The 19,525-nt window shown below is 67.2% G+C and carries 13 protein-coding genes; 8 read left to right on the forward strand and 5 right to left on the reverse strand.

The features are described from left to right. Position 1: 1 nt before the first annotated feature. From WG898_RS06260 to WG898_RS06270, 3 genes are all read left to right on the forward strand, one after another. On the forward strand, positions 2-709 hold the full coding sequence (locus tag WG898_RS06260) for a DUF6445 family protein (protein WP_339601900.1): 708 nt from the start codon (positions 2-4) through the stop codon (positions 707-709). Positions 710-890: 181 nt separating this feature from the next. Then, on the forward strand, positions 891-1,826 hold the full coding sequence (locus WG898_RS06265) for an exopolyphosphatase (RefSeq protein ID WP_339601901.1): 936 nt from the start codon (positions 891-893) through the stop codon (positions 1,824-1,826). After that, a complete protein-coding gene (locus WG898_RS06270; protein WP_339601902.1) occupies positions 1,819-2,697 on the forward strand; it encodes a TIGR02285 family protein in 879 nt (292 codons plus the stop codon). The genes WG898_RS06265 and WG898_RS06270 overlap by 8 nt, the downstream gene beginning before the upstream one ends. Before the next feature lie 19 nt (positions 2,698-2,716). On the opposite strand, the gene WG898_RS06275 is transcribed toward WG898_RS06270, so the two are convergent. The 5 genes from WG898_RS06275 to WG898_RS06295 all read right to left on the reverse strand — a co-directional run bounded on the left by WG898_RS06275 (position 2,717) and on the right by WG898_RS06295 (position 9,664). Continuing rightward, complete coding sequence (locus tag WG898_RS06275) at positions 2,717-4,777, reverse strand: glycoside hydrolase family 13 protein (RefSeq protein WP_339602251.1); 2,061 nt, start codon at positions 4,775-4,777, stop codon at positions 2,717-2,719. A gap of 105 nt (positions 4,778-4,882) precedes the next feature. Next, positions 4,883-5,773, reverse strand: a complete 891-nt coding sequence (gene malG, locus WG898_RS06280) for a maltose ABC transporter permease MalG (protein WP_339601903.1) — start codon at positions 5,771-5,773, stop codon at positions 4,883-4,885. Positions 5,774-5,781: 8 nt separating this feature from the next. Continuing rightward, positions 5,782-7,374, reverse strand: coding sequence for a maltose ABC transporter permease MalF (gene malF, locus WG898_RS06285; protein ID WP_339601904.1), 1,593 nt, complete (start codon positions 7,372-7,374; stop codon positions 5,782-5,784). Further along, positions 7,371-8,549: a maltose/maltodextrin ABC transporter substrate-binding protein MalE gene (gene malE, locus WG898_RS06290; RefSeq protein WP_339601905.1), complete on the reverse strand. Its 1,179-nt coding sequence runs from the start codon at positions 8,547-8,549 to the stop codon at positions 7,371-7,373. Before malE ends, malF begins: the two co-directional genes overlap by 4 nt. After that, on the reverse strand, positions 8,546-9,664 hold the full coding sequence (locus WG898_RS06295) for an ABC transporter ATP-binding protein (RefSeq protein ID WP_339601906.1): 1,119 nt from the start codon (positions 9,662-9,664) through the stop codon (positions 8,546-8,548). The genes malE and WG898_RS06295 overlap by 4 nt, the downstream gene beginning before the upstream one ends. Before the next feature lie 407 nt (positions 9,665-10,071). Here WG898_RS06295 and WG898_RS06300 point away from each other — a divergent pair, with 407 nt between their 5' ends. The 5 genes from WG898_RS06300 to WG898_RS06320 are packed head-to-tail and all read left to right on the forward strand — an operon-like array spanning position 10,072 to position 19,524. After that, positions 10,072-12,519: a glycogen/starch/alpha-glucan phosphorylase gene (locus WG898_RS06300; RefSeq protein WP_339601907.1), complete on the forward strand. Its 2,448-nt coding sequence runs from the start codon at positions 10,072-10,074 to the stop codon at positions 12,517-12,519. Between the two features lie 15 nt (positions 12,520-12,534). Further along, positions 12,535-14,688, forward strand: a complete 2,154-nt coding sequence (glgB, locus tag WG898_RS06305) for a 1,4-alpha-glucan branching protein GlgB (protein WP_339601908.1) — start codon at positions 12,535-12,537, stop codon at positions 14,686-14,688. Further along, a complete protein-coding gene (glgX, locus tag WG898_RS06310; RefSeq protein ID WP_339601909.1) occupies positions 14,685-16,784 on the forward strand; it encodes a glycogen debranching protein GlgX in 2,100 nt (699 codons plus the stop codon). Before glgB ends, glgX begins: the two co-directional genes overlap by 4 nt. Before the next feature lie 9 nt (positions 16,785-16,793). Then, positions 16,794-18,308 (forward strand): 4-alpha-glucanotransferase, encoded by a 1,515-nt coding sequence (malQ, locus tag WG898_RS06315; protein WP_339601910.1) that lies wholly within the window; start codon positions 16,794-16,796, stop codon positions 18,306-18,308. A gap of 16 nt (positions 18,309-18,324) precedes the next feature. After that, positions 18,325-19,524, forward strand: coding sequence for a cation:proton antiporter (locus WG898_RS06320; RefSeq protein ID WP_339601911.1), 1,200 nt, complete (start codon positions 18,325-18,327; stop codon positions 19,522-19,524). Position 19,525: the final 1 nt, after the last annotated feature.

The raw sequence follows: 19,525 nt of genomic DNA on the forward strand, positions 1-19,525 counted from the left end.
CGTGTTCAATCCCAGGCCCACCATCGTGAGCGTGTCCATAGGCGCGGGCCGCGAGGCGCTGGTTGTCGACGACGCCCTCCAGGATCCAGAACGCTGGGTTGAGTTTGCGCTGGCGCAACAGCATGCATTTGCGGCCGCGCCCTTCAATGCCTACCCGGGACGCGAGCTGGAGCTGCCATCTGACGTGTCGGCGTATCTGGCTGACTTTTTCGCGCAGCACATCCGCCGCCGCATGCAGGGCCGCCGCACCCTGACGATGTACAGCCGGCTGTCGCAGGTCACGCTGGCACCGCATGAGCTTGCGCCCATTCAATGGCTGTGCCATCGCGATCGCATGGGCGTGCTGCCGAACCAGACGGTCGCCGCCTCGGTGCTCTACCTGTTCAAGGACGTGGACCTGGGTGGAACCAGTTTTTTCGAGCCCAGGCGTTCGCCCGAGGAGACCGAACAGCTGATGCGGACCGCCGCGACCGCTGATCCGGCGCGATTTGCGGCGGACTACGGTGTGGAGCGCGCCTATCTGGTGGACTCCAACGCCTATTTCACGCACACCGGCAGCGTGGCGGCGAAGTGGAACCGCATGGTCTTCTATGACGGCAGCATCTTCCATTCGCCCGCCATCCGTCGGCCTGAGCTGCTGAACCGGGAACCTGGGCGTGGGCGGCTGACCCTGAACGGGTTCTTTACCTGCAGCCGCGTGGCGAGCTGACTGCCCACGCGATGAGTAAAACCGCTGCCCCTCGGGCGGCCCTTGTGACAACCTATTGCACCGGCCAGTAGATGGACCATCACGGCAAGGCCATGACGACCGGCCGTGCCGCCAAGTTTTGCGCCAGCAGCGAATTGAGTGCCTATCATGGGGCTCCGAACACCGCGCAGGAGCAAGATTCATGAGTCAGCAAGAAAAGTACCGCCTCGTCACCCGCAGCGATTTCGACGGCCTGGTGTGCGCCGTGCTGCTCAATGAACTCGAGATGATCGACGACATTCTGTTCGTCCACCCCAAGGACATGCAGGACGGCAAGATCGCCATCACCGGGCGCGACATCACCACCAATCTGCCCTATGTGGCTGCTGCGCACCTGGTGTTCGACCACCACGAGTCCGAAACCCTGCGCAATACCGGTGAGCGCCCCAACCACATCATCCGCGCCGACGCACCCTCGGCGGCGCGCGTGGTGTTTGAGCATTACGGCGGCCAGGCGGCCTTTCCGCGCATGAGCGCGGCGATGATGGACGCGGTGGACAAGGCCGATTCGGCCCAGTTCACGCGCGACGAGATCCTCGACCCCAAGGACTGGCCGCTGCTGAACTACCTGATGGATTCGCGCACCGGCCTGGGCCGTTTCCGCGACTTCCGCATCAGCAACTACGCGCTGATGATGGACCTGATCAAGTACTGCGCGAACCACGGCATTGACGAGATCCTGGCCCTGCCCGACGTGAAGGAGCGCGTGGACCTGTACTTCGAGCATGCCCAGCGCGCCAAGGAACAGATCCAGCGCTGCACCCAGGTGCACGGCAATCTAGCCGTGCTGGACCTGCGCGGCGAGGAAACCATCTGGGCTGCCAACCGCTTCATGATCTATGCGCTGTTCCCGCAGTGCAATATCTCCATCCACGTGATGTGGGGCGTGCAGAAGCAGAACACCGTGCTGGCCACCGGCAAGTCCATCCTCGACCGCAGCAGCAAGACCAATGTGGGCGAGCTGATGCTGGCCTATGGCGGCGGCGGCCACCAGGCAGCGGGCACCTGCCAGATCGCCAACGAGCAGGCCGACGAGGTGCTGCGCGCGGTGATTGCGCGCATCAATCAGGATGGCTGAGAGGCGCGGCTGGACGCGCTGCCTGGCCTTGCTGGCGTTGCTGCTGGCTGCCGCGGGCTCATGTGCCGCGGCCGAGATCCGCTGGTACACCTTCAACCTGCCGCCGCTCTATATTTCCGCGGGCGCACTCAAGGGCGAAGGGGTGATAGACCAGGCGCTGCTGAAGCAGCTCATCCCCGCCTTGTCGGAGTACCAGCACCATGTCGAGGAGGTGCCGCTCAAGCGCCTGGAGCTGAACCTCAGGCAGGAGGCCCATGCCTGCGCCCTGGGCTTGCTGAAGAATGCCGAACGCGAGCGCGAGCTGCTGTTCTCGGAACCCTTTCTGGTGCAGCTGCCGCCGGGCGTGCTGGTGCGGCGCGACGCCTACGAGCAGTTCAGGCCTTATCTCAATGCGCAAGGGCGGCTGAACCTGGGGCGGCTGATGGCCGAGGCCGAATTCACGCTGGGCATTGCTGCCGGTCGCAGCTATGGCGCCGCGGTCGATGCCTTGCTGCTGCCCTACCGGGGACAGAAGCAGCTGTTCGTGAGCAGTGCCGCGCAGCCCACCCGCAGCATGTTGCAGATGACCAAGCTGGGCCGCCTCGACCTGGTAGCGAGCCTGCCCTACGAAGCCGCCTACCTCCAGGCCGCCGAGGCGGAGGACAGTGCCGGCCTGCGTTTTCTGCCGCTGCAGGAGCAGCCGGAGCTGATCGTCGGCTATGCCGCCTGCGCCCAAGGCGCGGCGGGCACGGCCGCCATTCGGCGCATCAATGAGGTGCTTGCCAGGGCCGAGGTGCGCGAGGCGATTGCGGCCTACTACGAACGCTGGCTTGATGGCGAAGCACGCTTGCTGGCGCGCGCCGCCTACCGCAAGGGCACGGCCTGGCGCTAGCTCAGACCCAGTTTGCTATTCAGTTCCGCGTCAGGACGCGACCGAACAGCGCCGGCACGGTGAGTTGCAGGCGGCCCTGGCGGGCCTGGATCCGTTCCTGGTTCAGCGCGTCGCTGAATTCCGCCTGGGCCAGCGCCGGCGGCAGCTGAAGCGTGACGTTGCGCGGCGTGGCGGCGTTGTTGCTGGCGCTGATCGCCCATTGCCGGCCATGCCGGCGCGCCAGCACGATCACATGCTCGTCCTGGTAGAGCGGTGCGTCGATGCTGCCATGGCGCAGCACCGGCAACGCATGGCGCAGCGCGGTGAGGCGCTTGAAATCGGCCAGCAGCGCCTCGTCGGGCCGGCCGCCCTGGTCGGCCCAGGGGTAGGGGGCGCGGTTGTAGGGGTCGTCGCCACCGGCCACACCGACCTCGTCGCCGTAGTAGATCGCCGGCGCGCCCGGGTAGGTCATCTGGAAGAACAGAGCCAGCCGCAGGCGCTGCTTGGAGTACTTGAGCTTGGCATGGTCTCCATCATCTCGGTAACCGAAGTGATGGAGGGCGCGCGCCTGGTCGTGCGAGGAGATCAGGTTCATCAGCGCGTAGAAGGCCTGGGGCGGATAGGCCTCGCGCATCAGCTCCAGCTGGGCCACCAGCTTGCGCGCGTCGCCGCCGGCCGCGTAGTCCAGCAGGGCGTTGCGGAAGATGTAGTTCATCGTCGAGTCGAAGCTGTCGCCGAGGAAGAACTTGCTGGCATCGAACCAGGTCTCGGCGATCGTGATCGCGTCGGGCTTGTGCGCCTTGATGGCGGCGCGCCATTCGCGCCAGAAATCGTCCGGCACCCAGGGCGCCACGTCCATGCGCCAGCCGGCCGCGCCGCGGTCCAGCCACTGCTTCATCACCGAATCCTTGTTGCCATAGGCAAAGGCGCGGAAGGCGGGCGAGGCCTTGTTGAGCTCGGGCAGGTCGTTGACGCCCACCCAGCCCTTGAACTGCTTGTCTGGCTCGGCCTGGCTGGCGTCGAAGCTGAACCAGCCGGCATAGGGCGAGGCCGGATTGATCTTGGCGCCTTCGAAGGCGCCGCCGGATTTGAAATTGCCGAAGCGGTCGAAATAGATCGAGTCGCTGCCCACATGGTTCAGCGAGGTGTCGGGAATGACGCGGATGCCGCGCCTGGCGGCCTCGGCGCACAGGCGCGCGAAATCGGCATTCGTGCCGAAGGCCGGGTCCACCTGGGTGTAGTCGGCGGTGTCGTACTTGTGGTTGCTGGCGGCGCGGAAGATCGGCGTCATGTAGATCGCGTTGGCGCCCAGGCTCTGGATGTAGTCCAGCTTTTCGATGATGCCGGCGAGGTCGCCGCCAAAGAAGTCGTTGTTGTAGACCTCGTCCGAGCCATCGCCCGTGCCGGGTTTCCAGGGCTTGTCCAGCCAATTGGCGTGCAGCTCGACGTCCTTGTCCTGGTAGCGGTCGCGGCCGGGCCGCGGATCATTGCTGCGGTCGCCGTTGCGGAAGCGCTCGGGGAAGATGTAGTAGTAGACCGCGTCGCGCGCCCAGTCGGGCACCCTGAAGTCGGCGGCGTAGACGGTCTGGCGGTAGCGGCGCAGCGGCTGTGCCGCCAGGGCAGACTGGACCTGCGCAACGCCCAGCCCCATGCTGCCGGCCTCCTTGGTCCAGTGCACCGGCTCGGCATTGTTCTGGTAGACATAGGGCCGGCCGGCGATGCGCAGCTCGAAGTGGTAGCCATAGATGGCCGGCTCGGCAAAGCGGTAGGGCACGCTCCAATGGTCGAGCCCGCGATGGCCACGCCTTTGCATCGGCAGCCTGGCCAGCTCGCGATACTCGATCAGGTCCTGGTTGCCCTCCAGCCGGCGTTTGGCGACGACCAGGGTAGCCTGCTCCACGCCGGGCAGGGCCTGCAGCGTGAAGCGCAGCTCGCTGCCCGCGGTGACGGCGCCGAAGGGCTTCTTGTGCTGCGGCGAGCGCGAGTCGAAGCGCAGGCTTTGCACGATCTTTTGCTCGCTGTTGCCGGCCGCTTGCGCGCCCAGGCCGGGCAGCAGGCAGGCTGCCGCCAGCGCCGCGAGGCGTTTCACATGCTTCTTCATCAAGACTGTGTGCTCCTTGTTCGGCCACCCAGCCAGCCGGCTTGCAGGCCGGCTGTCCTTCGATGGGCGTCGCCCAGTCCGCAGTAGACTGGGCTCGGTCCCATCTCAGCCCTTTACGCCACCAGCCGTCAGGCCCGAGACGATCCAGCGCTGCGCGAGCAGGAACACCAGCGTGATCGGCAGGCCCGAGAGCACCGCCGCGGCGGCAAAGTCGCCCCACAGGAAGCGCTGGTCATGCAGGAAGTATTTGGAGCCCACCGCCAGCGTGAGGTTGCCCTCCTCGCGCAGCAGCACCGAGGCCACCGGGTACTCGATGATGGTGCCGATGAAGGCGAGCACGAACACCACCATCAGGATGGGCACGGCCATCGGCAGCAGCACGAGCCGGAAGGCCTGCCAATGCGTCGCGCCATCGACCTTGGCGCATTCCTCGATCTCCATCGGGATGGTTTCGAAATAGCCCTTGATGGTCCAGATATGCGTGGCCACGCCGCCCAGATAGGCCATCACCAGGCCCGCATGCGTTTCCAGCCCGAGCGCCGGCACATAAGTCCCTATGGTCTCGAAGATCGCGTAGATGGCCACCAGGGCCAGCACCGGCGGGAACATCTGCAAGAGCAGCATGCTGTTCAGTATGGGCGTCTGGAAGCGGAACTTCAGGCGCGCAAAGGCATAGGCCGCGGTGGTCGAGATCGCGACGATCAGGGTGGCCGAGAGCGTCGCCACCTTGATCGAGTTCCACAACCAGCTCAGCACCGGGAAGGGCGGCTGAACCAGGCTGCCGTCGCTGGCCTGGTAGGGCAGGCCCAGGGCCAGCTTCCAATGCTCCAGGCTGATCTCGGTGGGAATGATGCTGCCGGTGGCGAAGTTGCCCGGCCGCAGCGAGATGCTCACCACCGCCAGCAGCGGGAACAGCGTCAGCGCCAGGAAGATCCACAACACGGCATGTGCCGCAAAGACGCGCCAGTGCGCCTGTTTGCCTCGAACGATGGCCATGACGCTCCTTATTGCTGGGTCTTGCGCATCAGGCGCAGGTTGATGAGGGACATCGCGGCGACCAGGAAGAAGATCAGCGTCGAGATCGCGGCGGCGAGGCCGAAGTCCGAGCCCGAGTCCTTGAAGGCGATGCGGTAGGTGTAGCTGACCAGGATGTCGGTCTGGCCGGCCGGGATCTTGGTGCTGAGGTAGTCGGGGCGGCCGTCGGTGAGCAGGGCGATCAGCACGAAGTTGTTGAAGTTGAAGGCGAAGGCGCTCACCAGCAGCGGTGCCAGAGGCTTGATCACCAGGGGCGCGGTGATCTTGAAGAAATTGGTGAGCGGCCCGGCACCGACGATGGCCGAGGCCTCGTACAGGTCCGAGGGGATGGCCTTCAAGAGACCGGTGCACAGAATCATGATGTAGGGGTAGCCCAGCCAGACGTTCACGATCAGCAGCATCAGCTTGGCCAGCAGCGGGTCGGCAAACCAGGCGGGCTTGACGCCGAAGAGCGCGTCCAGGATGGCGTTGATCTCGCCGAAGTTCTGGTTGAACAGGCCCTTGAACACCAGGATGGAGATGAAGCCCGGCACCGCATAGGGCAGGAACAGCAGGGTGCGGTAGGTGGTGCGGTACTTGAGGTCTTCCCAGTTCAGCATTACCGCCAGGAACATGCCGATGGCGGTGGCGCAGGCCACGGTGGCGAGCGAGAACATCACGGTCCAGGCGAAGATGCTCAGGAAGGGGCCGCGGAACTCGGCGTCCAGCACCATGCGGGCGTAGTTCTGCCAGCCCACCAGCACCTTGAAGCCGGGTTGCATGGCCTCGCCCTTGGCGTTCTCGTAGTAGCCGCTGTCCAGGTTCGGCTTGTAGACCTGGCCATCGCTCGTGCGCGTCAGGCTGCCGTCGGCATTCGCCTGCCAGTGCCGCCGGATGGGTCCGAATTCGCGCAGGCCCAGGTAGTGCAGTTCGCTCAGCCCAGCCGCGGCCGGCAGCACCAGCTGCAGCTGCTTCAGCGCATCGCGGTGTCTGATCAAGTCGCGCAGCGGCAGGGGCTCGCGCAGCTGCGCGCCATCGGCCGCGGCCTGCATCATCTCCACGCGCAGCGGCGTCTTGGAGGGGAGCAGGGCCAGCGGTGGCGAGACCCATTGGGCAGAAGACTTGCCCTCGTCGTCGGCGCCGCGCAGCACCAAGCGGTAGGCCGGCCCGTCGGCATGCAGCGTGAATCCCTGCACCTGGGACTCGACGGCCTCGTGCTGGTCCAGCAGGTAGTCGCGCACGCGCTCCTGGCTCAGCAGATGCGCCGAGGAGTAGTTGGTGAAGCCGATCTGCGCGGTGTAGAGCAGCGGAAAGGCGATGAACACCAGCATGCCCGCCAGGCCCGGGAACAGATAGCGATAGGCAAAGCCGGCGTTCGAGACGTAGACATAAAAGCCCGCCGAGAACAGCATCAGCGCGCCCACCGCCCACAGCGTCTGGCCGGCGCTGTGGATCATGAAGACGAGGTAGAGCGCCGCGAGCATGGCGGCACCGGTCAGTGGCCATCTGAGCAGGCGCGCGGCCTTCTCAAACGCGGATGGCGGCGTGCGGCCGTAGCCAACAGAGGGGAGGGTGGCGCTCATTTGTTCAGCAGCATGCGGCCGGCCGCGCCGTCGAGCGCGTCCTTGGGCGATTGCAGTCCGTTGGTGATGGCCTCCAGGGCCGCGTCCATGGCGGTCCAGAAGCGGCCGACTTCGGGCACGTTCGGGATCGGCTCACCCAGGCGGGCGTTCTCCATGCTGGCGCGTATCAGCGGATTCACCGCCAGCTCGGCATAGAAGGCCTTGTTGGCCGGCACGCCGATCGGCACATCGGCATCCAGCATTCTCAGCGCCTCGGGGCGCATCAGGTGGTTCTCGATGAACTCGCGCGCGATGTCCTTGAGCTTGGAGGGGGCGGCAATCATGCAGCCCAGCACACCCACGAAGGGCTTGGAGGGCTTGCCGGCGACCACGCCCGGAATCGGCGCGACGCCGAAGTCGATCTTGGCCTTGCTGGCGTTGTCCCAGGCCCAGGGGCCGGAGATCATCATCGCGACCTCGCCGCGCGCAAAGCCGGTCTCCATCTCCGAGTAGCGCGCGCCCTTGGGCATATGGCCCTCGCGGATCAGGCGGTTGATCATGCCGGCACCGGCCAGCGCGCCGGCGTTGTTGACGCCTACCTTGGTGCTGTCGTACTCGCCCTGGGCGTCGCGCGGGAAGATCTCGCCGCCGGCGCCGGCCAGGAGCGGCCAGCTGAAGAAGCTCTTGTTGTAGTCCCAGAGGATGGCGTGCTTGCCCTGGCGCTGCAGCTGCTTGTCCAAGGCGATCAGTTCGTCGAAGCTGGCGGGCGGCTTGGGCACCAGGGCCTTGTTGTAGATCAGCCCGGTGGTCTCGATGGCGATCGGGTAGCCCCACAGCTTGCCCTGGTAGCCCAGCGCCTTCCAGGCCCAATCCTCGGACTCGGCGTAGAGCTTCTTGCCGGGACGGATGGCGGTGAGCAGGCCGGACTTGGCCCACTCACCCACGCGGTCATGCGGCCAGCAGAACACATCCGGCCCCTTGCCGGCACCCACGGCCTGCTGGAACTTGTCGGTGGCGTCGACCGGATGCTCGACCACCACCTTGACGCCCGAGACTTCTTCAAAGGCGTTGCCCACCTTCTGCAGCCCGTTGTAGGCCTTGTCGCCGTTGATCCAGACCAGCAGCTTGGGAGCGGTCTGTGCCAGCGCCGCGCTCGACAACAGCGACAAGGCCAGCAGGCCGATGCCGGCCCTCATGCCCCCAGCTCCGGTGCGGCCAGGCGCTGGAAGGCGCGGCCCTCGGCGTCGAACAGATAGATCGCCTCGGGTGGCAGGTGCAGCTGCAGCGCATCGCCGGTGCGCAGCCGGTCGCAGCCATTGCGGCCCTCGAACTGGCAGGTCAGGGGCTCTTCGAGGCCGGGGTAGGGGCAGTAGGCAAAGGTCGTGCCGCCCAGCGACTCGACGAAGGCGACGGTGCTGTCAAGGCGGTTGCCCGCACCGCCGATGCGCAGGTGTTCGGGGCGTATGCCCAGCGTCAACATGGCGCCGGGCTTGGCGCGCCTGGCGTCGACGCGTGCGCGCATGGTCTCGCCGCCGGCCAGCTTCAGCTCGGCCTCGCTGTCCGAGGCACCGAGCAGCTCCGCCTGCAGGAAATTCATCTTCGGGCTGCCGATGAAGCCGGCGACGAACAGATTGTCGGGGTGCTCGTAGAGCTCCAGCGGCGTGCCCACCTGCTCGATACGGCCGGCCGAGAGCACCACGATGCGGTCGGCCAGCGTCATTGCCTCCACCTGGTCGTGGGTCACATAGACCATGGTGGTCTTGAGCTCATCGTGCAGCTTGGCGAACTCGTAGCGCATGCGCACGCGCAGCGCGGCGTCGAGGTTGGAGAGCGGCTCGTCGAACAGAAAGACATCGGGCTTGCGCACGATGGCGCGGCCGATCGCGACGCGCTGGCGCTGGCCGCCGCTCAGGTCCTTGGGCTTGCGGTCCAGCAGATGCTCGATATGCAGGATCTTGGCGGCGTTGCGTACCAGGGCTTCGGTCTCGGCCTTGGGCACCCTGGCCAGCTTGAGGCCGAAGGCCATGTTGTCGAACAGATTCATATGCGGGTAGAGCGCATAGGACTGGAACACCATGGCAATGCCGCGCTCGGCCGGCGGTACATCGTTGACCAGGCGGCCGCCGATGCGCAGCTCGCCGCCGGTGATTTCCTCCAGGCCGGCGATGCTGCGCAAGAGGGTGGACTTGCCGCAGCCCGAGGGGCCGACAAAGACCATGAACTCGCCATCGCGAATCTCCAGGTCAATGCCATGCAGGATCTTGGTCTCGCCGTAGGCCTTGGCCACGGCTTGCAGTTTCACGTCCGCCACATTCGGTCCTCCGCGCCATGGTCCCAAGGGGCGTCCGGCGCTTGTCTCACGCGGTGCCACCCGGGCCGGGTGGCGCTGTATTTGTAGAGAATATACAGGTCAAAATGTAGTCATACAACAGAGCTGCACCCTAGGTTCGATGATCAATTCATTGCAAATCAACGGGTTAGAATGCCGTTCGGGATTACCAGATGTAGTGAAACTACACAAATTCCAAGTCGTGGGCGATACTTTACCCATCGCTGCCGCTGCTGCGGCTTCTTGTGCCCCCGGCCAAGCGCTCGCGCTTCCGCTGCCCGCCCTGCGGGTGATCTTCGTGGAGACGCTGTCATGGCCCCATTGCTGAACACCCTATGACCGCCTCCGCCCTCCACGCCATCAAGGCAAGATTCAAGAGCGTCACCACGATGAACACACCGCAATCCGAGATGCAAGCCCAATTCAAGGCCGCGCTGCAGCGCGAACTGAGCCAGTCGGCGCAGGCGCCCAGCCGCGAGACCCTGATGCGTGCCGCTGCCTGTGCCTGCCGCGAACTGTTGAGCCAGCGCTGGGCCGCGACCCAGGCGGCCGACGCCCAGCGCGGCGCGCAGGCGCCGGTGCGCCGCGTGCACTACCTCTCGATGGAATTCCTGATGGGCCGCGCGCTCGGCAATGCGATCGCCGCGCTGGGCCTGGACGAGACCCTGCGCGAGGCCTTTGCCGCCCAGGGTCAGGCCTTGCCCGATGTGCTGGAGCGCGAGCACGACGCCGCGCTGGGCAATGGTGGCCTGGGTCGGCTGGCCGCCTGTTTCCTCGATTCCTTTGCCGAGCTGGGCCTGCCATCCTTCGGCTACGGCCTGCGCTATGAATACGGCATGTTTGCTCAGGCCATCCAGGACGGCCGCCAGGTCGAGGCGCCTGACGATTGGCTGGCCCTGGGCCAACCTTGGGAGGTGCCGCGCCCCGAAGTGCGCTATCCGGTGGGCTTTGGCGGCCGCGTGGTGGTCGAGGCCGATGGCAGCCGCCATTGGCAGCCCGCCGAGCAACTGCTGGCCCAGGCGGTGGACTTCATCGTGCCGGCCCACCACAGCGAGCGCGTCTCGACGCTGCGCCAGTGGCAGGCCAGCGCCGTCGCGCCCATCGACTTCAACGCCTTCTGCCGCGGCGACTATGCCGCCGCCGCCCAGCACCGCGTGGCCGCCCAGGCCATCAACTGGGTGCTCTATCCCGACGACTCCACCGACGCCGGCCGCCAGCTGCGCCTCAAGCAGGAGGCCTTGCTGGTGAGCGCCTCGCTGCAGGATCTGATTGCGCGTCATCTGCGCGAATTCGGCTCGCTGCACAACTTGGGCAAGTGCAATGCCATCCATCTGAACGACACGCACCCGGCCCTGGCGCCGGCCGAGCTGATGCGCCTGTTGCTGGACCAGCATGGCCTGGCCTGGGACGAGGCCTGGGCCATCACCCGCGACGCGGTCTCCTACACCAACCACACGCTGATGCCGGAGGCGCTGGAGAAATGGCCGCTGGCCATGATGGAAGCGCTGCTGCCGCGCCATCTGGAGATCATCTTCGAGATCAACCAGCGCTTCATGGACGAGCTGCGCCAGCGCTTCCCGGGCGACGAGGCACTGTTGGGCCGCGTCTCGCTGATCGAGGAAGACGGCGGCTACGGCAGCGGCGGCGAGCGCCGCGTGCGCATGGCCCATCTGGCCATCGTGGCCTCGCACCGCGTCAACGGCGTGGCGGCCCTGCATTCGGAGCTGATGGTGCAGACCATCTTCGCCGACTACGCGCGCATCTGGCCCGAGCGCTTTCATAACGTCACCAATGGTGTGACGCCGCGCCGCTGGCTGCAGCAATGCAACCCCGGCCTCTCGGCGCTGCTGGACCAGCGCATCGGCCAGGGCTGGCGCCAGGACCTCGCCGAGCTGGCCAAGCTCAAGGGCCTGGCCAAGGATGCCACGCTGGTGCAGCAGTTCCTGGCCGTCAAGCGCGCCAACAAGGAAGGCCTGGCCGCGCTGATACGCCGCGAGCTGGGCCTGGCGGTGAACCCCGACAGCCTGTTCGATGTGCAGATCAAGCGCATCCACGAGTACAAGCGCCAACTGCTCAACATCCTGCATGTGATCGCGCGCTACCAGGCCATCGTCGCCAACCCAGGCGCCAACTGGACCCCGCGCACCGTGGTGATCGCCGGCAAGGCGGCCTCGGCCTACTTCATGGCCAAGCTCATCATCCAGCTGGCGCACGACGTGGGCCGCGTGGTCAACAGCGACCCGCGCGTGGGCGACAAGCTCAAGCTGGTGTTCCTGCCCAACTACGGCGTCTCGGTGGCCGAGACCATCATCCCGGCCGCCGACCTCTCCGAGCAGATCTCCACCGCCGGCACCGAGGCCTCGGGCACCGGCAATATGAAGTTCGCGATGAACGGTGCGCTCACCATCGGCACCTGGGACGGCGCCAATATCGAGATGGCCGAAGCCATGGGCGTGGAAAACATGTTCGTCTTCGGCCTGCGCACCGACGCGGTGGCGCGCATCAAGGCGCTGGGCTACGACCCGCGCCTGCATGTGGAAGAGAACAAGCAACTGCAGGCCGTGATCGACGCGATTGCCAACGGCGATTTCTCGGCCGGCGACAGCGCCCGCTACCGCCCGCTGGTGGACAAGCTGCTGGGCAGCGATCCGTATATGCTGATGGCCGACTTTGCCGACTACGTGGCCACCCAGGCGCGCGTTGATGCGCTCTACCAGGACCAGGCGGCCTGGGGGCAGCGCGCGGTGCTGAACGTGGCGGGCATGGGTTGGTTCTCTTCCGACCGCACCATCGCCGACTATGTGGAGCGCGTCTGGTCGGTCAAGAGCCTGGGCTGAACGGAGCCTGATCCGATGCTGGATGCCGAGCAGATCAGCGCGCTGCTGGAGGCGCGCCACAGCGATCCCTTTGCGGCCCTGGGCCTGCATGAGGACGCGGGCGGCCGCCTCTGGCTGAGGGCGCTGCTGCCTGGTGCTTTGCGGGTGAGCGTGCTGGAAGCCGGCAGCGGCAGGCCGTTGGCGCTGCTGACCGAGCGCGCGCTGGGCTTCTTCGAAGCCGCGATCCCGCGCCGCAGAAAGCGCTTTGACTACCGCCTGGCGGTGCAAAGGGCGGACGGTACCGCCAGCGAACTGGCCGACGCCTATGCCTACGGCCCCCAGCTCGGCGAGCAAGACCTGACCCTGCTGCGCGAGGGCACGCATCCGCGCCCCTACCTGGCCCTGGGTGCGCAGCCGCTGCAGCATGGCGAAGTGACCGGCGTGCGCTTTGCCGTGTGGGCGCCGAACGCGCGCCGCGTCAGCGTGGTGGGCAGCTTCAACGGCTGGGACGGCCGCCGCCACCCGATGCGCCTGCGCCACGAGGCCGGCGTGTGGGAGATCTTCGTGCCCCATGCGGCTGCGGGTGATCTCTACAAATACGAACTGGTGGGCGCCGATGGCACGCTGCTGCCGCTCAAGGCCGACCCCTATGCACGCGCGGCGCAGCTGCGGCCCGACACCGCCAGCGTGGTGGCCGCGCTGCCCGCGCCGACGGCCTTGCCTGCCGCCCGTGCGGCCGCCAACCGCCGCGATGCCGCCATCGCCATCTACGAGGTGCACCTGGCCTCCTGGCGCCGCGGCGACGGCGCCTTCCCGACCTGGGACGAGCTGGCCGCCAGCCTGCCCGGCTACGCGGCGGACCTGGGCTTCACGCACCTGGAGCTGATGCCCATCAGCGAGCACCCCTTCGATGGTTCCTGGGGCTACCAGACCCTGGGCCTGTACGCGCCCTCGGCGCGCTTCGGCCCGCCGGAGGGTTTTGCACGCTTCGTCGCCGCCTGCCATGCGCGCGGCCTGGGCCTGCTGCTCGACTGGGTGCCGGCGCATTTCCCGGCCGATGCCCATGGCCTGGCGCAATTCGACGGCACGCATCTGTACGAGTACGCGGACCCGCGCGAGGGCTTCCATCGCGACTGGAACACGCTGATCTACAACTTCGGGCGCCGCGAGGTTCGGCAGTTCCTGGCCGGCAACGCGCTGTTTTGGGCCGAGCGCTGGGGCGTCGACGGCCTGCGCGTGGACGCGGTGGCTTCGATGCTTTACCGCGACTATTCGCGCCCCTCGGGCGAGTGGCTGCCCAATGTGCACGGCGGGCGCGAGAACCTGGAAGCGATCGCGCTGCTGCGCGCGATGAACGAATTGCTCGGCCGCGAAGCGCCCGGCGCCATCACGGTGGCCGAGGAGAGCACCAGTTTCCCGGGCGTCTCGGCGCCCACCTACAGCGGCGGCCTGGGCTTCCACTACAAGTGGAATATGGGCTGGATGAACGACACCCTCGGCTATATGCGCGAGCAACCGGTGCATCGCCGCTGGCACCACGACAAGATGAGCTTCGGCCTGGTCTACGCCTTCAGCGAGAACTTCGTGCTGCCGATCTCGCACGACGAGGTGGTGCATGGCAAGGGGTCTATGTTGGGCAAGATGCCGGGCGATGACTGGCAGAAGTTCGCCAATCTGCGCGCTTACTACGGCTTCATGTGGGGCCACCCGGGCAAGAAACTGCTCTTCATGGGTCAGGAGTTCGGCCAGCCCGACGAATGGAACCACGATGCGACGCTGCCCTGGGAGCTGCTCGACGATGCGCGCCATGCCGGCGTGCAGCAGTTGGTGCGCGACCTCAACCGCATCTACCGCGAGCAGCCGGCCCTGCACAAGCTGGACTGCGAGGCCGCGGGTTTCGAGTGGCTGCAGCAGCAAGACCGCGAGCAGTCGGTGTTCGCCTGGGCGCGCCATGACGGCGCGGGCGGCAGCGTGATCGTGGTGAGCAATTTCACGCCGGTGCCGCGCCATGGCTACAAGCTGCCCCTGCCCAGTGGCGCTGCCACCGCCTGGCGCGAGCTGCTCAACACCGACTCGGCCCATTACGGCGGCAGCAATGCCGGCAATCTCGACGCGTCGCTGCCGGTGGAGCAGGGCGTGTTGACCCTCAGTCTGCCGCCGCTGGCGACCCTGTTTCTGCTACCCGCATGACGCTCACCCCTTTGCCCAGCCATATCGAGCCAGGCCGCCACGAGCCCCTGGGCGCGTTGGCGCGCGACGGCGGCATCAACTTCGCGGTGTTTGCCGAGCACGCGCAGGCCGTGGAGCTGTGCATCTTTGACGCCAGCGGCCAGCGCGAGCTGCGCCGCTATGCGCTTGACGGCCCGCACGACGGCGTGTTCCATGGCTTTCTGCCCGGCCTGGGGCCAGGTCTTGTCTACGGCCTGCGCGCGCATGGCCCCTACCAGCCCGAGGCCGGCCAGCGCTACAACCCGCACAAGCTGCTGCTGGACCCCTATGCGCGCGAAATCGTCGGCCATTTCGGCTGGCATGCCGAGCACCATGGCTACGAGCTGGGCCATCCGGAGGGGCCGCGCTCCTTCGACGCGCGCGACAACGCCGCCCAGGCCCTGAAGGCGCGCGTGGCGGCGCCGCTCGAAGGCCTGAGCCCGCGCGCCAGCGCGCCGCGCCATGCGGCCGCCGACCTGGTGCTGTACGAGGTGCATGTGAAGGGCTTCTCGCAGCTGCACCCCGGCATTCCCGAGCGTTTGCGCGGCAGCTATGCGGCGCTGGCGCATCCGGCCGCGATCGCGCATTTCAAGGCCCTGGGCGTGAGCACGCTGTCGCTCTTGCCGGTGCAGTACTGCGTGGACGAGCCGCATCTGGCCGACAAGGGCCTGCACAACTACTGGGGCTACAACACCCTGGGCTTCTTCGCACCCGACCCGCGCCTGGCGCAGGCCGCGCACCGCCAGGACCCGAGCGCCGTGGTGGCCGAGTTCCGCGCCATGGTCCAGACCCTGCACGAACATGGGCTGGAGGTGGTGCTGGACGTGGTCTACAACCACACGCCCGAGGGCAACGAATTCGGGCCCACGCTGTCCTTCCGGGGCCTGGACAACCGCAGCTACTACCGCCTGGTGCCGGACGACGCGAGCCGCTGCGAGAACCTCACCGGCTGCGGCAACACGCTCAACACCGCGCATCCGCGCGTGGCCCAGTTCGTGCTGGATTCGCTGCGCTACTGGGTGCAGGAGCTGGGCGTGGACGGTTTCCGCTTCGACCTCGCGCCGGTGCTGGGCCGCACCCGCCATGGCTTCGACGGCAATGCCGCCTTCTTCACCGCGCTGCGCCAGGATCCGGTGCTGGCGGGCGTGCACCTGATCGCCGAACCCTGGGATGCCGGCTATGACGGCTACCAGCTGGGCCGCTTTCCGGGCCGCTTCCTGGAGTGGAACGACAAGTTCCGCGACGCGGTGCGCGGCTACTGGTTGGGCAGTGGCAAGGTCGGCCGCGGCGAGTTCGCGCGCCGCTTCAGCGCCTCCAGCGATCTGTTCCACCATGCCCAGCGCAGCCCCAGCGCCTCGGTGAACTTCGTCGCCGTGCACGACGGCTACACCCTCAACGACGTGGTGAGCTACGACCACAAGCACAACCACGCCAACGGCGAAGACAACCGCGACGGCCGCGATGGCGAGCTGAGCAGCGGCTTCGGTGCCGAGGGCGCCAGCGACGATGCCGGCATCCGCGCCACCCGCGAACGCGTGCGCCGCGCCATGCTGGCTACCCTGCTGCTGGCCCAGGGCACGCCGATGCTGAACGCCGGCGACGAGATCGCCAACAGCCAGGGCGGCAACAACAACGCCTACTGCCAGGACAACGCGATCGGCTGGCTCAACTGGGACAGCGCCGACCACGGGCTCGCCGCCTATGTGGGCGAGCTGCTGCGCCTGCGCCGCGAACATGGCCTGCTGCGCCATGCGCGCTGGTATGCGGGCCCGGGCTGCGGCGGGGCAGGGGATGCCTGCATCAGCTGGCACAGCCCGGCCGGCCAGGAGATGCAGGTGCATGACTGGCACCATGGCGGCGAGCATGCCTTCGCATGCATGCTGCGCGCCGCCGGCGCTGCCCAGGCCCGCCTGGCCATCCTCTTCAACCCCGAGGCCGCGCCGCAAGGCTTTACGCTCACGCCCCAGCCCTGGCGCCTGCTGCTCGACAGCAGCGGCGAGCTGAGCCCGCAAGACCTGACCCCGGCCAGAACCCTGCAAGTTCCCGCACGCAGCATCTTGCTGCTGCTGCACTCCTAGAAAGCCGCTATGGATCTGACCCAACGCACCGCCGGTGTGCTGCTGCACATCACCTCCTTGCCCGGCCCGCATGGCATGGGCGATTTCGGTCCCGACGCCTATCGCTATGTGGACTGGCTGGCCAGCGCCGGCCAGGGCCTGTGGCAGCTGCTGCCCACCACGCCTATCGGCCCGGGCGACAGCCCTTACCAGGGCGTCTCGGCCTTTGCCGGCAGCCAGTGGATGGTGGCCTTCGAGCCCCTGGTGGCCAAGGGCTGGCTGGCGCCGCCGCGCCTGCCCGAGGGCGGCTTCGATGCCCAGCGTGTCGACTACGGCCGCGTGCTGCCCTGGCGCGAACAGCAGCTGCGCCTGGCCGCCGCCGGCTTCTTCGCGCAGGCCGATGCCGCCGACCGCAGTGCCTTTGCCGACTGGTGCCAGGCCAACGCGAGCTGGCTGGACGATTACGCGCTCTTCATGGCGATACGCTCGCCGCTGCACGGCCAGCCCTGGTGGAGCTGGACGTCGGCGCTGGCTAAGCGCGAGCCCGCCGCGCTGGCCGCGGCGCGCCAGAGCCATGCGGCCGAGTTCCAGTTCTGGCAGTTCGTGCAATGGCAGTTCGATGCGCAGATCGGCGCGCTCAAGGCCTATGCGAATGCCAAGGGCGTGCACATCATGGGCGACCTGCCCATCTTCGTGGCGCATGACAGCGCCGACTGCTGGTCGCGCCCCGATCTCTATCACCTCGACGAGAACTTCCAGACCACGGTGGTGGCCGGCGTGCCGCCCGATGCCATGTCCACCGAGGGCCAACGCTGGGGCAACCCGCTCTACCGCTGGGACCGCATGGCGGCCGAGAACTACGCCTGGTGGACGGCGCGCGTGCAGCGCGCGCTGAGCCAGGCCGATGTGTTCCGCATCGACCATTTCCGCGGCTTCGCCGGCTATTACGAGATCCCCGCCAGCAGCCCCGATGCCAAGCAGGGGCGCTGGGTCAAGGGCCCGGGCAAGGCGCTGTTCGACGCCATCGAAGCCACGCTGGGCAAACTGCCCATCGTGGCCGAGGATCTGGGCTTCATCACCGACGATGTGCATGCACTGCGCGACGGCTGCGGCTTCCCCGGCATGAAGATCCTGCAGTTCGGCTTTGGTGGCGACGCCACGCATGAGTTCCTGCCCCATATGTGGCCGCGCAACAGCGTGGCCTACACCGGCACGCACGACAACGACACGGTGCGCGGCTGGTGGGACAGCGCCAGCCCGCGCGAGCGTGCCTTCGCCGGCAGCTACCTGGCCTGCGGCGCGCACGATGTGCACTGGGCCATGATCCGCGCCTGCTGCAACTCGGTGGCCCATATCGCGGTATTCCCGATGCAGGATGTGTTGGGGCTTCCCAGCTCCCACCGCATGAATATTCCTGGCATCCTGGGCGGCAACTGGGGTTGGCGCTTCGGCTGGGAGATGCTGGGCGCGGAACCCGGCCGGGTGCTGGGGGTGATCAGCGCCGCCAGCGGCCGCGCGCCCCTGGCCCTCTTGCATTTGCCTTGATCATCGAGCCCGCAGCGTGAACACCACCGAAATCTTCCTGATCGCCATGGCGATCATCTTCACCGTGCCCTATCTGGTCTGGCGCCTTGGCGGCACCGACTATTTCGCGCCGCTGGTGGTGGTGCAGATCATTGCCGGCATCCTCTTGGGCCCGGGCGTGCTGGGCCGCGCCTTCCCCGACTATTACCAGTTCGTCTTCAACCCCCAGGTGGTGCAGTCGCTCAACGGCATTGCCTGGTGGGCGGTGATGCTGTTCGTCTGGATCGCCGGCATCGAACTCGATCTCAAGAAGGCCTGGCAGCACCGCGTCGAGAGCGGCATCACCGCCGGCCTGGCGCTGGGCGCGCCGCTGGTGCTGGGCTGCGTGGTGGCGCTGGGCATGCTGGCCGGCGCGGGCTGGATGGGCGCCAAGGCGCTCAGCTGGCAGTTCGTGCTGGGCGTGGGCATGTCCAGCGCGGTCACGGCCCTGCCCATCCTGATACTGCTGATGGAAAAGCTCGAGATCCTGCGCCAACCGATAGGCCAGCGCATCCTGCGCTATGCCAGCGTGGACGACATCGCGATCTGGGGCGTGCTGGCGCTGATCCTGATGGACTGGGGCCGCGTGGGCAAGCAGGCGCTGTTCCTGGCCGCCTTCGGCGCGCTCACCTGGGGCTTTCGCAAGCTGATGCGCGCCATCCCCGAGCGCGACCGCTGGTTCGTCGGCCTGATCTGGCTGGCCCTGTGCGCCTTTGGCGCCGACTGGTCGGGCCTGCACTTCATGGTGGGCGCCTTTCTGGCCGGCGCGGTGATGGACGGCGACTGGTTCGACCAGGCCCAGATGGACCTGCTGCGCCAGCATGTGCTCTTGGTGCTGATGCCGGTGTTCTTCCTCAGCACCGGGCTGCGTACCAACTGGGACGTGGGCGGTGCGGCGGTGTTCGTTGCCGCGGCTGCGCTGCTGCTCGCCTCGGTGGTGGGCAAGCTGGCAGGTGTGCACCTGGCCGGCCGCATCCTGAAATGGCAGCCGGGCGAGGCCTCCATCATCGGCTGGCTGCTGCAGACCAAGGCACTGATCATGATCATCTTTGCCAACATCCTGCTGGACAAGCAGATCATCACCAGCGAGACCTTCACCGCGCTGCTGCTGATGGCCGTGGCCAGCACCATGCTGACCGTGCCGGTGGTGGCGCCGCGCCTGCAGCGGTTGAAGGCGCTGATCTTCCGCTCCGCCTGAA

The organism is Paucibacter soli, from assembly GCF_037482845.1.
GTDB lineage: Bacteria > Pseudomonadota > Gammaproteobacteria > Burkholderiales > Burkholderiaceae_C > Paucibacter_B > Paucibacter_B soli.